This is a genomic window from Geobacter sp. FeAm09 (assembly GCF_008330225.1).
In the GTDB taxonomy this organism is placed as follows: domain Bacteria; phylum Desulfobacterota; class Desulfuromonadia; order Geobacterales; family Pseudopelobacteraceae; genus Oryzomonas.
Genome location: NZ_CP042466.1, coordinates 3,687,258 through 3,704,355, shown reverse-complemented (window position 1 = coordinate 3,704,355; position 17,098 = coordinate 3,687,258). Strand labels below are relative to the sequence as shown.

The window sequence follows — 17,098 nt, the reverse complement described above, 5'->3', positions numbered from 1 at the left end:
ATGATTTGGATGGTAAACTCGGGTATGCCGATTCCCGGTGTGCCGGTTACGGTCCAAGCCGCCACAACAATAGCTTCTCTTGCTTCGTGCCCGCCTTTACCTGCGCTGAGAAAGTGACGACAACTATTTGGACATCAAGAGAGTGATGAAATTGTACATGGAGACATTATGATCTATCTTAACGCAGAGGTTGTCAGCGGGTTGGGCGAGGATACCTTCTGGACCTGGTTCAAAAGGGAGTTTCCCAGCAGCTTGTTCGAGAACCCGGCCGGGTTCAACAACAATGATATGGTATTGCGCTATTCCACCCTCGGCTTTCTGAACAGAGCCCCGGTAAAGAGTATCGCCCTCTTGTGGGAGCTGCTGCCCGAGATGAAGGTGGTATTCAACTCCCATGAGTGGGACCAGAAGCTCGACAAGATATATGAATGCGCTAAATACTGCACCTATCGGGTTGTCGCCTCGCCCCTGGCCAAGCCGTATTATGACGCGTTCGGCACCGTCGATATCATTCCCATCGGCGTGAATACCGACCTCTTCAGGCCGATGAATGCCAGGGACGCCTTGCGCGACAAGTACGGCATCCCGCGCCACAAGCGGGTCGGGTTCTGGGGGGGGACGACCCATCCCATGAAAGGGTTTGGCCGCCTTCAGCAGTGGGCAAGCGAACACCCGGACGTCCACTGGATCATCGTGTGGAAACAGGAGGCGGAGGCGTCCCGGATGGCGGGCGCCAGCAATTTCACCCTGGTCAACCAGGAGATGCTGGCCGAACTCTTCAACTGTGCCGATTTCATCCTGTGCAGCGGCATGCTCAAGCCGTTTTACATGATCGAGTGGGAGGCGATGGCTAGCAACCTGCCGGTCGTCATCCTGGACGGCGTCCGTAAGGATTTCGAGCCGTCGCAGAATCCCCGCGACGATATCTTCCGCCTAGGGTGGGACCGCGGGTCAGTCAAGAAAACATGGGCTTCATATCTGGAACAAAGGGGTATCACATGGTAAAGATTTCGATTGCGGCCCTGATCTACAAGTCTACCCGCTTTGCCGAGTGGCTGTATGACTCGATTCACGAGTTCACCCCCCTCGTGCGGAGCGGTGAAGCCGAGTTCTTCTTCATCGCCAACGATCCGACGGAGAAACTGGTCGCATTCCTGGAGCAGAAGGGGTACCCGTACTACGTCAACCACAACCCCCGCAGGACCGAAGAGGAGTTGTTCCGGCTCGGTTATGGGACCCCCGAATATATCCACAGGGTGTACCGGGGGTGGAACCAGGCGATACTCCGCGCCAAGGGAGAACTGGTCGTCCTGCTGAACAGCGATAACTACGTGTCCCCCGACTGGCTTGAAAATATGCTGAAATACATGGGGCGCGACAAAGTCGTCTGTTCGCAGTTGGTTGAGCGCAAGCACCCGAAGTACGATGTTTTCCCCGGCGCCTACCACGCGGAATTCGGTTCTCTTCCCGACAATTTCGATAAGCAGGGCTTTTTGCAGTTCGTCCTCAGGCAGAAGATCACCGGTCTCAGACAAGGTGGGGCCTATATGCCCTGCATGTTGTACAAGGACCAGGCGGCGGAGGTGGGACTGTATCCGGAAGGGAACCTGGCCGGGAACTCCTTCAATGACGTCGTCGGCTACGGTGACGAGGTGTTCTTCAATAAGCTCGCCCGGATCGGCGTACAGCATGTGACGGCCCTCGATTCCATCGTGTACCACCTGAAGGAAGGGGAGATGGATTTCGACGTCGCTGCCGAGCCGGGGGTGGATCAACGTAGCGCGGAACTGTTTTCCCGCGGTGCGGAGCATTTGGAGAAGGCCGTACACTGTTTTTATGAAGCCATAAACCTTGAGCCGGGAATAACGGCGAAAAGCGTGGAAGCCCTCAACATCATCGATGTCATCAAGAAGTACGACGCATTCCAGAAGATGAAATCCGAGGTGGTTGCGGGCATGGTCAAAAAGTAGGAGCATTACCTGCCTCAAATGATTCGTTTCTGCTGCAATAAAGCTGCCGGACCGTGTGCCTGCCGCAGGCATGAACGATGGATGACCGATTAAGGGAACGGCATGTCTTATGACCCCATTTTTTTCGATTATCGTTCCGACCTATAATCAGGCCCGGTACCTCCCGGACGCCCTCGATACCCTTCTTGCCCAAACCTGCCCAACGTGGGAGGCGGTCATCGTCAACGACGGCTCAAGCGACGACACGCCTCGGGTCATGGCGGCCTATGCCGGCAGGGATGAGCGCTTCAGGCCGGTCCACAAGCAGAACGGCGGCGTGGCCACCGCCTTGAACGAGGGACTGCGCCACGCCCGGGGCGAATGGATCTGCTGGCTCTCCTCCGACGACCTGTTCGAACCGGATGCCCTGGCCATCTTTGCCGAGGCGCTACGGCAAAACCCGGATGCGCGGTTTTTCCACAGCGAGTTTTCCGAGATGGACGACCACTCCGGCGTCCGCACCCCATCGGCGCCCGGCCGCCACCTGCACCTGCCCGACGGGGCCACCCAGGTAATCGCCTTCTTCCGGGCCAACTATGTGCACGGCATCAGCATCGCGGTCCACCGGTCGGTCTTTGAGGCGGTGGGTACCTTCAACCCCGACCTGCGGTATGCCCAGGACGTGGATATGTGGCTGCGCATCAGCGCCCGCTACCGGCTGCATCACATCGACCGCCGCACCTGCGTAACCAGGGTGCATGGCGCCATGGGCACGGTCGGCTTCACCGAGGCGGGGCCCATGGATGTCGCCCGCTCCTGCCTGGATTTCCTCAACAGGAACCGCTTTGCCGCCCTGTTCCCGTTCCTGGATCTGCGTCAGCCGGAACATCTGGTCGCGGCCGTCAACGCCACAATGCAGACCATGATGGCGCTGGAGGCGGATATGTACCGGGGCATCGGCTTCGTGCCGGCCTTGCTGGAGCGTTTCGGCGAGTGGCTCTGGTGCGACTGCGACGCCGCCGTGCGGGAGACCGTTGTCAAGGCGCTGGTTCCCGTGGCGGAATCCCTCAGGGCCTCGTTGCCCGAGCGGCTGTCGCGGACATTGGCTGCCATCCTGACCCGGACTGATGGCGCCGGCGCCGGTTACCGCCCCCATGATTATTACCGCGAGCTTGCCGAACGGTACCATGAGCTTTTGACGGCCGGCACCGGGGACGAGGCCGGGGTGCTCGAACGTTACATGAAGCTTCAGAAAGGCGAAGCGGCCGAACGGTTGGGCCGGGAGTTGGCGCGGATTTCCACAGCAGCGGCAGCCGGCGCGCCGGCTGCCGCCATGGTGGGGAGCAGGTTGGCGCACCGCTGGCTCGACGGCTTGAAAGGGCTTGAGATCGGGGCGTCCGCGCACAACGCCTTCGGGCTGAATACCCGCAACGTGGGGATGCGCGACGCCATCTACGAAGCGGAACAGATGCGGCTGACCGGCACGGTGGCGCCGATTCACATCGAGGCGCTGGCCGATGCCATCCCGGTTGGGGATGAGTCTGAGGATTTCATCTTCTCCTCACACGTCATCGAGCATTGCCCGGACCTCATCAAAACCCTGCTCGAATGGTTCAGGATCGTAAGGAACAACGGCCTCATCTACATGATCGTGCCGCATCGCGACGCCTCTCCCAGCGATGCCGGCCGGCCCCTTACCGAATGGCAGCATGTCCTGGCGGATTTCGCCAACCAGGCCGACGGCCGTTCGGAGCCGGAGGCGGGGCAGCTCGGCCATTGCCACTACCATGTCTTCGACATTGCCGGGATGCGGGGTTTTATTGGCGAAATCTTCGGCCGGCGCCTGGAACTGGTGGATTACCAGGAGGTTGACGACAAGATCGGCAACGGCTTCACCCTGGTGTACCGCAAAACCGTCTCCCTCGCCCAGGCGCTGCCGTGGTCGTACTGGGAACGGCTGGCTGCGCAGAAAGCCGCACGGAACAACGGGGAAAAAACGGCCGTGAATATCGGCATGATCACCTATAACCGGCTTGCGTTCACCCGGCAAGCCATCGACGCGCTGGTGGCATGCACCGATCATCCCTATGTCCTGACCGTGGTGGACAACAACAGCGAGGACGGCACCCAGGCGTACCTGCAGGAGCTGAAGGCGCGGGGGGTGATCGCCAATCTGGTGCTGCTCGACGAGAATATCGGGGTGGCGAAGGCGTCCAACATCGCCTGGAGCCTCGTGCCCGATGCCGGATACTATCTCAAGCTCGACAACGACATCGTCGTCCAGAAGCGCGGCTGGCTTTCCGCCATGGTGCGCATTCTGGAGGACACCCCCCAGGTGGGCGCCCTGGCCTACAGTTTCGAGCCCACCTCCTATCCGCTCCACAGCCTGAACGGGCATCCTGTCCGCCTCAAGAACGGCAACCTGGGCGGGGCCTGTTTCCTGATCCCGGCCCGGACGCGGGAGCGGCTCGGCTACTGGTGCGAGGATTACGGCCTGTATAGCGAAGAGGATTTCGACTACTGCTACCGCATGTACCTTGCCGGCATCCAGTACGCCTACATGGAGGACGAGGCCATCGGCTTCCATCTGCCGGCGGGGCGGGCGGCAAAGATCGACGAGGAGAGCCTGGAGGCGGCCGACGGCGTCGAGGAGGAGCAGCAGCAGGCGTACCGCCTGTGGAAGGACGAGATTCGCCGCCAGACCATCCGGAGCGGCCTGCGCGACAGCAACCTCCTGGCCTACAAGAGCGGGACGAAGCCGCTGTATGCCAAATCAGAGGCTTTTGAACGGTGGGCGGCCCAGGGGCGGCCGGGATTGTCCGTTCCGGGGGCCGCCGCAGCCCCTGCCGGCGTGTCCCCGCTGAAGGTGGCGGTCTTTTCCCATGACGACAGCAGCCATGCCTGCGGCTATTACCGCCTGTACTCCCCTGCCCGGGCCCTGCCGGTCGAGGCGGAATTCCGCTGGCCGGTGAAAACCGAGGGGGGCTCGTTCAAGATCGACCTGGAGGGGCTGGACAAGAGCGACCTGTTCATCATTCAGCGGTTTTTCCCCCACGAGATGTCCATGCCGGTCATCAGGCAACTGATGGCCACGGGCAAGCCGGTTGTCTTCGAGGTGGACGATTACATCACGGCCATTCCCCGGTCGAACCCGAGTTACGAATGGGCGCAGCAATGTATCGGCCACATGGAAGAGTGCATACGGGACTGCGATGCCGTTACCGTTTCCACCGATGCGCTCAAAGAGGCCTTCAGCCGTCTGAACCCCTCCATATTCGTGCTGCCGAACCTCATTGACGACACCCTGTGGGAACAGCCCGTTCCGCCGTCCGGCGACGGCAGGGTCGTCATCGGCTTCACCGGCACCAACACCCACATCCCCGATATCGCCTTCCTGGAGGAAACCCTGGAGCGGATCGCCGCCGCACACCCCGGCGAGGTCGCCTTCACCTTCATGGGGTGCGCGACGGAGCGCCTCTCCCGGCTCCCCGGTTTCAGGTTCATCCCGTTCGAAACCACCTACCAGGCCTATGCGCGCACCCTCCAGCAGGTCCCCATGGATATCGCCCTCGTGCCGCTTGAGGATAATCCCTTCAACCGCTGCAAAAGCAACGTGAAGTGGCTGGAGTACTCGGCGTGCGGCGTTGCCGGCATCTATGCCGATCTCCCCGCCTATAACACCACGGTGGAGCATGGCGTCACCGGGATTCTGGCCGGGAGCGATCCGCAGCAGTGGTTCAACGCCATCGATCTGCTGATCCGAAACCGGGAGCTGCGGCGTGCCATCGCACTGAACGCCCGCCAAAAGGTGCTGTCCGAATATACCGTGAAAAAAGGGGCGCACCGCTGGCTCGACGTCTATCGGCAGATCATCGCGGCCAGGGGGGGGCAGCCACACCATCGTGCCTCCGCCGGTGAGGTCACGAGCTTCGGTGCACCTGTCGCCACGCCTGCTGTGGACATCGTGGTTTCCATAATCATCCCGCTGTTCAACCGGGTCGATTTGACCAAGCAATGCCTGGAAGGCCTCGCCCGGACGGTCGGGGCTGCCATCCCCCACGAAATCATCCTGGTGGATAACGGCTCCACCGATGGGACCGCCGACTATCTCCGTGCCGCCGGGGACCGGGTCGCCGTCATCGGGAACGGTTCGAACCAGGGGTTTGCCAGGGCCTGCAACCAGGGGGCCCGGGCCGCCCGGGGGAAATACCTGCTCTTCCTCAATAACGACACGGTTCCCCAGCCGGGGTGGCTTGAGCCTTTGGTGCGGGTGCTGGAAGACGACCCGGCTGTGGCCGCCGCCGGGAGCAAGCTCCTGTATCCCGACGGCACCATCCAGCATGCCGGGGTGGTGATGGTGGATAATCGTGCCGGCAATGACCCCCTGTGCGGCGAGCATATCTGGCGTGGCCGGCCGGCCGACCTGCCGGAGGCAAACGAGCCGTACCGCTACCAGGCCCTGACGGCCGCCTGCCTGCTGGTGAGGCGGACCGCCTTCGAGGCGGTGGCGGGGTTCGACGAGGGGTACTGGAACGGCTACGAAGACGTGGACCTCTGCTTCAAGCTGGGGCAGCGGGGATGGCCGCTCGTCTACCAGCCCCGGAGCGTCGTGGTCCACCACGAGTCCAAGAGCGGCCCGGAGCGGTTTACCCGGGTGGCCGGGAATATCGAACGTCTGCACCGCTCCTGGCTCGGGAAGATCACCCCGGATATGGTGGTCCGGGCCGACGGCAGGGCCGAGCGGACGGGCGCGGCCATCGGGCCCTACGGGATGGCTGGGACGGGGCCGGCGCCCCGGGTGTCCATCGTCATCCCCCTGTACAACCAGGCGCACCTGACAAAGGCCTGCGTGGAAGCGGTGCGCGCAACGGCCGGCGATCCTGGCCGGTATGAACTGATCCTGGTGGACAACGGCTCCCGGGACTGGACGGGGGAGTACGTGAAAAGCCTCGGCGCTGAGGTTACCGTCATCACGAACGGCGACAACCTGGGCTTTGCCCGGGCGTGCAACCAGGGCGCCCAGGCCGCCAGGGGGGCGTATCTGCTGTTCCTCAACAACGACACCAAGCCCCAGGCCGGCTGGCTGGACGCCCTGCTGGCCGGTGCGGACGAGGACGGTGCGGACATCGTCGGCGGAAAACTGCTCTATCCCAACGGCCGGGTCCAGCATGCCGGGGTGGCGTTCAACCGAAACGGTATCGGCTACCATATCTTCAGGAATTTCCCCGCCGACGCCCCGGCGGTGAACAAAAAACGGTCCATGCAGTGCGTCACCGCCGCTTGCCTGCTCGTTTCCCGGCAGCTTTTTCTGGAGCTTGGCGGGTTCGATGAACATTTCCGCAACGGCTTCGAGGACGTGGACTTCTGCCTGCGGGCGGGGCAGGCGGGGAAAAAGGTCCTCTACACCCCCCATGCGCTGGTGATCCACCACGAGGAGCAGAGCGAAGGGCGCAAACAGTTCGACGCCCAGAACATGCAGCGCTATCTGGCGCGCTGGCAGGGGAAGGTGCGCAGCGACGACGAGGCCATCTACAGCGCCGAAGGTTTCAGCGTCCAGTGGCATGCCGACGGCTCCTGCACCATACGGCAACGGCCCGCCGCAGCGGCGCGCCCGGCCGGCCGGTATCCCCTGGTCCCCCTGGTGGGGGCCTACGCGGAGACCCCGTTGGCCCGGCTTGCCGCCTCCCCACGCATGAAGGCGGTGTTGAAGGCCTATTCGGGCGGCTCCGGCGCCGGCGACATACCACCTCTTCGAGAGCACTGATAGAGAAAGGAATACTATGAAAACCCACTCCCTGAGCGATTGGATCAAGGCCGCGGAGTACTACCGGGGGAAAGGCAGTTTCGAAAAGGCCATCGAGGCCTTTGTCCAGGCCCGCCTGGCGCTGCTGGCCGACATGGGAGAGTGCTTCACCCGGCTGGGCAAGCTGGAAGAGGCGCAGGTCCTGTTCGAAGAGATCCTGGAAGCGGATATCCGCAACATACCGGCCAATGCTGGCCTGGGGATCGTTTCCCTCCTGGCCGGGGCACCCGAAGCGGCGGCCCTCGCCTTCGGCAACGTGCTCCATGTCGATCCCCGCGAACCCAAGGCGCTGTGCGGCCTGGGCATGGCGCAGCTCAAGCTCGGCCGGTACGAAGAGGGGATCGACCTGCTGCTGCAGTCCCTCCACGAGGCGCCGGACAACCTGGCCGCATTGGACGAACTGGTCCGTTGTGCCACAGGCCCCGGCGGCGAGCCCTACCGTCCGGCTGCCCTGGACCACTGCCGGAAATATCTGGCGCGGAACCCGGATGCCCCCGAGGTTCGCGATTACCTGGCCATGCTCGGCCCGCTGGAGGCTGCCGGTCCCGCCGGGTCGGACACCCTCGCCCCCCTTGTCGCCGCCTTCCAGGCCAACCCCTTCCACCGCGCGACGGTGCTCGCGCTGGCGCAGCGTTTGGGGGATGCGGGGCTGGCGCGGGACGGCAGGGAGGTATGCGCCGTGTATCTGCAACGATATCCGGGAGATGCCGATGTTTTGTCGTTGCAAAGGTCCCTGTGAAGTGATATGAAAATGACTCCGTCGGTGGGCTCGCCCGCCGTATGGGGGAAGAGGGTTTAAGGATATGAACGGAGTATCGATGAACGATCAGGTAGCCCAGGCCGCTTACAGCCAGTTGCAGCCGTATCTGGCGGGTGACGCGCCCCTCGCCGTTGAGCGGATCGAGTTTTTTCTCACGAGCCATCCCGACTTCGCCCAAGCCCATAATGACCTGGGGGTGCTCTATTACCGCACCGGCGATCTGCTCCGCAGCCTGGCCAACTATGAAAAGGCCAATCGCCTGGATGCCGGCAACCCCACCTTTGTCAAAAACCTGGCCGAGTTCTACACCGTTGAGCTCGGCTGGTTCGACGACGCCATCGCCATGCTGAGGCGTGCTCAAAAGCAGGCCCGAGGATACGGAAATCCTCGCCTCCCTGGCGGCCATCGGCGTGAAGACCGGCAGAATCCAGGAGGCCGAGATCTTTCTCGACCGGATCTTGACGCTTGAACCGGGGAACCGGGAGGCACGGGCCCTCCTCGATGACCTCCGCAGGGGAGAGGCCGCAAGCGCGCCCGCCCCGTCATGCACCCAGGAGGCGCCGGCGGCGCAGCTCGATGCCGTCTTGCAGGGACTCCGCCAGTCGATTTCCCGCCTGGCTGCACCGGCCCGGTCCCCGGAGGAGCGCTATCGCGAGGCAGTCCTTCACGCCGAGCAGGGGATGGTTGCGGAAGCGGTGCAGGAACTGGAAGAGCTGGTGAAGGCAGCCCCGGACCACGCCGTTGCCTACAACGACCTTGGGGTCCTGTACTACCGGCTGGGCGATCCCGGGCGCTCCCTGTCCGCCCACGAGCAGGCGGTGCGCCTGGAACCGCGCAACCCGACGTTCAGAAAGAACCTGGCCAACCTGTACTATTCCGCCCTGGGCAGGACCGACGAGGCCATCCACTGCTTTACCGAGGTCCTCCGCGACTACCCCCAGGATGTGGAGGCCCTTCTGGCACTGGCGCAGATCAGCGCCGTCAACAACCTGGGCGAGCAGGCCAAGGTATTCGTGAGCAAGGCCCTTGAGCTGGAACCGTGGAACAAGGATGCGCGCGAGTTTCTTGAGCTCATCACCTGACCGGCCTGCGACGCGGGCCCCGTACCCCACTCATGAATGCACCCCGTCCCCATTCTGCCGCGCCGGCCGTCAGCATCGTCATACCGGTCCATAATCAGCTGCATTTCACCCGGCAGTGCCTGGCGTCCCTCGAAAAGGGCACGGAACCGGGCCTGTTCGAGGTCGTCGTTATCGACGACGCCTCCCATGACGGCACGGAAGAGGCGCTGCGCGCCCTTGCCGACGCCACGCCGTGGCTGCGTTATTTCCGCAACTCCGTCAACCGCGGCTTTGCCGCATCGTGCAACCAGGGGGCGGTCCTCGCCCAGGGCGACTACCTGCTGTTCCTCAACAACGACACCATGGTCACCGCCGGCTGGCTCTCCACCCTCGTGGCGGTTCTGGAATCCCGGCCGGACGTGGGGATCGTGGGCCCCAAGCTCGTTTTTCCCGACGATACGATCCAGCACTGCGGCAAGGTGTGGGGTGACCACCTGGCACCCCGCTCGAACCCCGACCACCTCTACTACCGTGAGCCGGCCGACGCGGCCCATGTCAACCGCAGCCGGGATTACCAGGCCATCACCGGGGCCTGCATGCTGCTGCGCAGGGCGGAATTCTTCCGGTACGGCCCCTTCGACGAACAGTACGAAAACGGCTGGGAAGACGACGACCTCTGCTACGCCTACCGCGAACAGGGACTGCGCATCCATTACTGTGCCGCCGCTACGGTGGTTCACTTCCAGAGCATCTCCCTGAATGACGGACTTTCCCAGGAGGAACGCCTGCTGAAGGAGCTCTCCGGCCAGGCCGCCGCCGGGGCTCCGCCAGACCCGCGCCTGCCCGGGCTTTACCAGAAGGTGGAGCAGCGGCTTCTGGGGATCAGGGCGCGTTTCGAGCGCAACCGCTCCCGTTTTTTCGACAAGTGGGGCAGGCGGGTATTCCGCGACGATTACCGCTATTTCCAGGCGGACGGGCTCGAAGAGCGGTTCCTCGACGTCGGGCGGCGTCCCCTGCCGCTGGTTTCCATCATCATCCTTACCATCAACCAGCTCCCCTATACCATGGAATGCGTCGCAAGCATCCAGCGCCATACCCGGGAACCCTATGAACTGATCTTCATCGACAACGGCTCCACGGACGGGACGGTCCCCTGGCTCAGGGCGCTGGCCGCCCGTGAACCCGATACCTGCCGGGTTATCGAAAACAGCGCCAACCTGGGGTTTGCCAAGGGGTGCAATCAGGGGCTCGAGGCCGCCCAGGGGGATTACCTCCTGCTGCTCAACAACGACGTGGTGGTGACCGAGGGGTGGCTCTCCGGCCTGCTGGACTGTTTCCGGCATCGCCCCGAAACCGGCATCGTCGGGCCGCTCACCAACAATATCAGCGGCATCCAGCGGCTTCCCGGCGCCCCTCCCGCGCCCCGGGACGGCATCGACGAGTTTGCCGCCGCGCTCCGGGCCCGCTTTGCCGGCAGACGCATCTACAACCGCAGGATCGTCGGCTTTTGCATGTTGTTCACCCGGGATCTGCTCAACCGTGTCGGCTATCTGGACGACTCCTTCGGCAACGGCAACTTCGAGGACGACGATTATTGCCTCAGGGCCGAACTGGAAGGGTTCCGCAACCTCATTGCCGGCGACGTGTTCATCCATCACTACGGCAGCGTCAGTTTCCGGGGCAACAATCTGGATTACGCCCAGTCCATGGCGGGCAACCGGGGCGTCTTCAACCGCAAGTGGAACCGGACCATCACCGAGCCGGCCCTGGCCCGCAAGGTGGTCACCCTCAAGACCCTGGAGGAGGCGGAGCGGCTCAGGCGCCTGGGCCGCTCCAACGCGGCGGTGGAGGTGCTGCTGAAGGACGGCATCGCCCAGATTCCCGGCGAGATGTTTTTCTACTGCACGATAGCTGCTATCCTCCTGGAGGGCGGCATGGCCGCCGAGGCTCTCCAGACCCTCCGGCCGGCTCCCCGCCTCGACGAGACCCCGTGGGCGCTCTATCTCCTGGCCCAGGCGGCCGGTCTCCTCGCCCAGGAGGGGGTGGCGCGTGACGCCGCCAGGCGCGCCGGCCGCTGCCACCCCGCCTATCCGCATCTCCACCTCATCAGGGGGGTGATCGCCCTGCGCCACGGTGAGCCGGCCCTGGCCGCAGAGGCGTTCGGCGCCGCCGCTGCCATGGACCCCTCCAGTCCCGACGCCTTCTGCGGTCTCGCCCAGGCTGCGGAAGCGGCCAATGACCGTGGGGCGGCGTTCGAATGGTACCGGCGCGCCTGCATTGTCGATCCGGCATGCCTGGAGGCGGCCCGGGGGCTCCATCGCCATGCCGCCGGGCCCGGGGAACAGGCCCTTGCCCGCGGGCTGTTCGAGGAAGCGCTGCACTTCAGGGACGATGACCGGGATTTGCGCTATCTGTTGATTGACCTGCTGATCAAGGCCGGCGACCTGCCGGCAGCACTTGCCCATGCCGAGCGGGCCATGGTGCTGTTCGGCGCCGATCCGGGCCTGGTGAATGCCGCCCTTGCCCTGCGGCGTCCGCTCGGCCCCCTGGTGATTCCCCTCGAGGCCGCTGCCCGAGGGACCTCGGTTTCCCTCTGCATGATCGCCAAGAATGAGGCCAGGGACCTGCCCCGTTGTCTGGCCAGCCTCAAGCCGGTGGTGGATGAGATCGTGCTCTGCGACACCGGTTCAAGCGACGGGACGCGGGAGATCGCCGAGGCGTTCGGGGCCCGAGTCGTCGGGCATGCCTGGACCGGCGATTTCAGCGCGGCCCGCAACTGTGCCCTTGCCGCTGCAACCGGGGCGTGGATTCTGGTCATGGACGCGGATGAGGTGATCTCCCCGCTGGATTACGAGGCGCTTCGGGACCTTGTCGGCAGGCCCCGGGACGGGATGGTGGCCTACACCATCACCACCAGGAACTACACCAACAAGCTGGTGGAAAAATGGCAGGAACAGGACGGCCGGTACCCTGCGGAGGAGGCCGGCCGGGGATGGCTGCCGAGCGACAAGGTGCGCCTCTTCCCAAATCGCCCGGAGATCCGGTTTGAAAACGCGATTCACGAGATGGTGGAACCGACGCTGGAGCGTCTGAAGATACCCTGTCCAACGGCAACGCGGGTGGTGGTCCACCACTACGGCTATCTGGACGACAAGCGCCAGGACCAGAAAAAGGCGCTGTATTATGAAATAGGGGTAAAGAAGCTCGCCGAAAGCGGCGGCTCGCCGAAGGCGATCGTGGAACTTGCCATCCAGGCCGCCGGCATCGAGCGCTACGAAGAGGCCATCGAACTCTGGCAGCGGGCTTTGCCGTACAACCCCGAATCGGCGTTGGCCTATTTCAATCTGGGCTATGCCAACCTCTGCCTCGGGCGCTATGACGAGGCGTACCGCGCCACGAAACGTTCACTGGAATTGCAGGGGGATTATCGCGAGGCCGTGGCCAACCTGGCTCTCATCGAGGTCTTCAGGGGGCGGCACCAGGCTGCCTTGCACCTGCTCGACGAACGGCAGGCCGCCGACCGTGACGACTATGTCATGTTCGACCTGGTCCGGGCCGTGGCCTGTTGCTGCAACCATGAACCGGAGCGCGGGGAGGGATGTTTCCGAAGCGTGGTGGAGCGCCATGTGGAGTTCGGCACCTTCGTTGAAACGGCCGCGCGCCACCTGCGGCAAGCGGGCAGGGGAGCTGATGCCGCTGCCGTGGTCGGCGCTGCCGGCAAGGCGGGGTGCCGCCTGGGAGGGGGGTCGTGATCCTGTCTAACCTGCCGTCGGCAATGGAGAGCCGTCCATCTGTTCCAGAAGCTGGGTTTCGTATGCCATGAGTCCCTGGGCCGCCTTGAGGGCCTGGTAGAACCTTCCTGCCGCAATCTCCCCGTTGATCTCGTCGAAAAACCGCCGGCTGCTCGGTACGGCGGCGGTCATGTCCCGTTCCAGCTCGCGGAACGCATCGTGGTAATTCGTGTCGTTCGCGCCGCTGTCGATATACATGAGCTGGAGCACGAAATAGACGCGCCTGGCCGGAGAGGTGGCCCCGGCCTCGGCCATGATGTCCTTCTGGCGGAGTATGGGCACGCTGTTTTCGACCGTGAATTCTATCGGACGGTTGCCGCACTGGATGACGGCGCCGCCGACGATGATCTTTTCATGGGGTTTGAGGTGGAGTTTCAGCGACATGGGCGTGTGCTTAGCTTTCCGAAAGCGATTGTTTCAGCGTTGTGCGGATCGAGGTTATGTCCTGCTGGAGGTGCTTCAATTGGATGATGCTTGATCTGAGTTCCGTGTCCGGTGTCCCGTCGCTCATCTCGCCGGGGAGTTGGGACATATCGGGCGAACCGGCCGGGAAGAGGTTGTCCCACATGGGTTTGACCTTCTCGTAGAGCGGCGGGGGCGGTGCGGGGACGATCATCTTGACCAGCTCTTTTTTGATGGAGAGGTAGCTCATGAGCAGCTTCTGGCGTTCGCTGCTGTCCGGCGGAAAGGGGGGGAAATTCTTGACAATGGTATCCAGCGCTTCCTTCATTTTGCCCACCGCATCGGATACCACGGAAAGTTTCTGGTCCACCGCTCCGGTCTGCAGGGCAACGCTGTTGCTCCCCTCGTTGAGGTGCCCCAGTTGAAGCGTCTTGTCGGTGGAGGTGGCGGTGATGGTGACCGAATCCCGGGCGGCATCGGTTTGAGTGCCGCCGGTGGGCGACGACGGCTGGGGCGGTTCCTGGGCCGGGAGAACCAACGGTGTCTGGACTGCTGCAATGGGAGTGATGTCCATGGTGTCATCCCTGCATGAAGGGCTCGATGAGTGGTAAAAGGGGGGAAAAGATCGATCGCTCTTTTCCCCCCTTCGTTACCATTCAGACGGACTGTGCCGCGATTAGAACAGTCTCAGAACAGCCTGTGCTGCCTGGGAAGCGAGGCTCAACGACGTGATGCCCAGGCTCTGGCGGGTCTGTAGCATCAGCAGGTTGGCGCCTTCCTGGTTGGTGTCGGCCAAGGTCAGGTTGTCGGCGCCGGTCTGGAGCGTGTTGATCATGTTGTCGGTGAAGGACTGACGGGTGGTGACAACGCTCAGGTTGGCGGACAGCGAAGACGACTGGCTGCGCAGGGTGTTGAGTGCGCCTTCGAGCTGGGTGGCCGAAGACTGGATGTTGGTGGTGCCGGTGGTGGCGGATGCATTGCCCCAGTCGAGGTCGCCGCTGACGGCGGTGCCGCCGCTGGTGGCGGAAGCGGTGCTCAGGCCCAGGCCGGTGGACGTAGCGTCGAAGCCCTTGATCTGCAGGGTGGCGGCGGCGGTGGCGGGGGCGAATTCAACGGTCTGGTTCTGGCCGTTGAGGAAGTTGGTGCCGCGGTAGCCGGAGTCGCTGGCCAGTTCGGTGATCTGGGTCATCAGGGTATTGAAGGTGGTTGCGTAGGTGTTGCGGTCGGTAACGTTGCTGGTTGCCAATGCGGCCTGGGCGACACCTTTGGCGGACTCGATCAGGGAGGTGATGCCGGTGATGCCTGCGTTGGCGGCCTGAACCATCTGCACGGCCTCGCTCATGCCGTCTTTGCGGGACGACAGGTCGGAAGCGCGGGCGGTGTGGGTCTGGGCTGCGAAGAAGTTGGTCGGGTTGTCGAGAGCGGTGTTGACCTGTTTGCCGGTGGACAGACGGGTCTGGGTCCTGCTGATCAGTTTGGTGGTGTCCTGGAGGGACAGCAGGTTGTTGCGCATGCCGCTGGTGAGGGAAATGTCATTGATTGCCATGGTTACTGCTCCTTTCTGGGTTATCGGCGGCATTTCTTGCCGCGCAGGGTTTGTTTAGAGTTCTTATCGGTGCCGCTTTTCCATAACTTTAGCAGAATTTTATCTTTTGCCGTTCATGGCCATTTTTTTGCACAATTGCCCGGCCACCGCGGTGACGACCTCCTCCCAGGCGCCGGGGTGCGCTTGCCGGAAGAGGCGCGCCGTCGGGTACCAGGGGCTGTCGTCACGCCCCAGCAGCCAGCGCCAGTCCGGCGCAAAGGGGAGCAGCACCCAGACGGGCTTGGCCAGGGAACCGGCCAGATGGGCAACGGCCGAGTCTATGGTTATGACCAGATCGAGGCAGGCGATCAGCGCTGCGGTATCCTCAAAATCGCGGATATGCCCGGTCAGGTCGATGAGCGGCAGCGCCGGCCTCCCCGTGCCGCACGTTGCGCCGGATTCGTCCACCTGGAGAGAATACCAGCTGATGTGGCTCAACTCGGCCAGCGGCGCGAGCAGATGGGGGAGGATGGAGCGCCTGTGGTCGGGGAACCTCCGCCCGGCCCAGCATATCCCGACTTTCAGATTGGCGTCTTCGGCCACCCGGGTCTGCCAGGCCGCCCTTTTTGCCGCCGATGGGGAGAGATAGGGGACATGCTGGGGGCCGTATGCAGGGTGGTGCCCAGGAGCCGGGGGAGGGAGAGCAGGGGGCAGACGGCATCGCAGGCCGCATCGCCCGAGCCGTCGCTGACCATCCTTTCCACCCCTTCCAGGGAGAGGAGCAGGGTGTCGAGGGGGGCGTGATGGTTCTCCAGCACGATCCGCATCCCCCCGGCGGCGAGTTGGGGGATGTAGCGGGCGAATTGGAGCGTATCCCCGTAGGCCTGTTCGCACTGCACCAACAGCCGCTTTCCGGTAGCCGGCTCTCCGTTCCAGTACGGCAGTGCGGTCCTGCGCAGCCTGACCGGTTGCGAGGTCGCAAAGCGGCTGTCGAAATCCCGGAACCCCTCCCGGTAGCGCCCCAGCAGCAACTCTATCTGGCAGATGTTCCAGAGCGCCGTCGGGTATCCCGGCTGCAGGGCCAGGGCCGCTCCGTAATGGTCAAGCGCCTCCTGGAGCCTGAGGGTGCGCCGGCAGACTCCGCCAAGGTTCAGGTGGACCTTCGGGTTGCCGGGGGCCAGTTCCCGGGCGCGTATGAGGTGCCGCCACGCCTCGTCCAGGCGGTCGAGGTGCTCGCACAGGGCCCCCATGCTGATGAGGGCGTTGACGTTGCCCGGCTGCCGGTCAAGGACGCTGCGGTACAGGGGATATGCTTCCGCGAAGCGCCCCGCGCCGTAGGAGGCATCGGCGAGGCAGAGGGTGATGCCGGTCGCTTCCGGGTTTCGGCGCTGCGCAACGCCGAGCAGCGCCACCGTCTCGAGGAATCGCCCCTGCTCGTTGAGCAGCGTACCGAGATGCCGGCCGGCCTCATCCTCTCCGCGGCTTACGAGGAGAGCCTTGCGGAAGTAGCGCTCCGCCTCGTCCGGATCGCCTTGTTCGTAGCGGGCCATGCCCAGGGAGAGGTAGGCGGCCGTATTGAGCGGGTCGATTGCCAGGGCCCGGTAGAGAAGCGCTTCGGCGACGCCGGAAGCCTGCCGGCGCCTGGCCATTGCGGCCGCCTGCACCAGCAGGGGCACCTGCCGGGGGTATTGGGAGAGGAGGTCAAGGCACAGGGCTTCCGCCGCATCCCACTCCTGGCGGGATTCGTACTGGCTGAGGAGCTCCAGTTGTCGTTCGATGGCCGTCATGGCGTGTCTGTGATGCCTCG

12 protein-coding genes are annotated in these 17,098 nt (G+C 63.8%); 7 read left to right on the top strand and 5 right to left on the bottom strand.

What is annotated here, in order from left to right; all coding sequences use genetic code 11:
- Positions 1-168 precede the first annotated feature (168 nt).
- The 7 genes from FO488_RS17430 (at position 169) to FO488_RS17400 (ending at position 13,325) form a co-directional block, all read left to right on the top strand.
- Positions 169-1,005, top strand: a complete 837-nt coding sequence (locus FO488_RS17430; RefSeq protein WP_149211725.1) for a glycosyltransferase family 4 protein — start codon at positions 169-171, stop codon at positions 1,003-1,005.
- The gene (locus tag FO488_RS17425) at positions 999-1,970 is read left to right on the top strand and encodes a glycosyltransferase (RefSeq protein WP_168206087.1); all 972 of its coding nucleotides are present in this window, start codon (positions 999-1,001) and stop codon (positions 1,968-1,970) included. Before FO488_RS17430 ends, FO488_RS17425 begins: the two co-directional genes overlap by 7 nt.
- Before the next feature lie 109 nt (positions 1,971-2,079).
- Positions 2,080-7,713, top strand: a complete 5,634-nt coding sequence (locus FO488_RS17420) for a glycosyltransferase (RefSeq protein WP_149211723.1) — start codon at positions 2,080-2,082, stop codon at positions 7,711-7,713.
- Positions 7,714-7,729: 16 nt separating this feature from the next.
- Positions 7,730-8,491 carry a lipopolysaccharide assembly protein LapB gene (locus FO488_RS17415; protein ID WP_149211722.1) on the top strand — a complete coding sequence of 254 codons (762 nt, stop codon included), beginning with the start codon at positions 7,730-7,732 and terminating at the stop codon, positions 8,489-8,491.
- Between the two features lie 79 nt (positions 8,492-8,570).
- Positions 8,571-8,981: a tetratricopeptide repeat protein gene (locus tag FO488_RS17410; protein ID WP_168206086.1), complete on the top strand. Its 411-nt coding sequence runs from the start codon at positions 8,571-8,573 to the stop codon at positions 8,979-8,981.
- On the top strand, positions 8,866-9,594 hold the full coding sequence (locus FO488_RS17405; protein WP_149211720.1) for a tetratricopeptide repeat protein: 729 nt from the start codon (positions 8,866-8,868) through the stop codon (positions 9,592-9,594). Before FO488_RS17410 ends, FO488_RS17405 begins: the two co-directional genes overlap by 116 nt.
- Before the next feature lie 32 nt (positions 9,595-9,626).
- A complete protein-coding gene (locus FO488_RS17400) occupies positions 9,627-13,325 on the top strand; it encodes a glycosyltransferase (RefSeq protein WP_149211719.1) in 3,699 nt (1,232 codons plus the stop codon).
- Positions 13,326-13,331: 6 nt separating this feature from the next.
- Here the strand turns inward: FO488_RS17400 and FO488_RS17395 are convergent, their stop codons facing one another.
- From FO488_RS17395 to FO488_RS17375, 5 genes are all read right to left on the bottom strand, one after another.
- Positions 13,332-13,748 (bottom strand): flagellar biosynthesis repressor FlbT, encoded by a 417-nt coding sequence (locus tag FO488_RS17395; protein WP_149211718.1) that lies wholly within the window; start codon positions 13,746-13,748, stop codon positions 13,332-13,334.
- Between the two features lie 10 nt (positions 13,749-13,758).
- Complete coding sequence (locus FO488_RS17390; protein ID WP_149211717.1) at positions 13,759-14,340, bottom strand: hypothetical protein; 582 nt, start codon at positions 14,338-14,340, stop codon at positions 13,759-13,761.
- 102 nt (positions 14,341-14,442) lie between these two features.
- Positions 14,443-15,312 (bottom strand): flagellin, encoded by an 870-nt coding sequence (locus FO488_RS17385; RefSeq protein WP_149211716.1) that lies wholly within the window; start codon positions 15,310-15,312, stop codon positions 14,443-14,445.
- Positions 15,313-15,411: 99 nt separating this feature from the next.
- On the bottom strand, positions 15,412-15,894 hold the full coding sequence (locus FO488_RS19545) for a glycosyltransferase family 9 protein (RefSeq protein WP_168206085.1): 483 nt from the start codon (positions 15,892-15,894) through the stop codon (positions 15,412-15,414).
- Positions 15,873-17,078 (bottom strand): tetratricopeptide repeat protein, encoded by a 1,206-nt coding sequence (locus FO488_RS17375; protein WP_168206084.1) that lies wholly within the window; start codon positions 17,076-17,078, stop codon positions 15,873-15,875. The genes FO488_RS19545 and FO488_RS17375 overlap by 22 nt, the downstream gene beginning before the upstream one ends.
- Between the last annotated feature and the right edge of the window lie 20 nt (positions 17,079-17,098).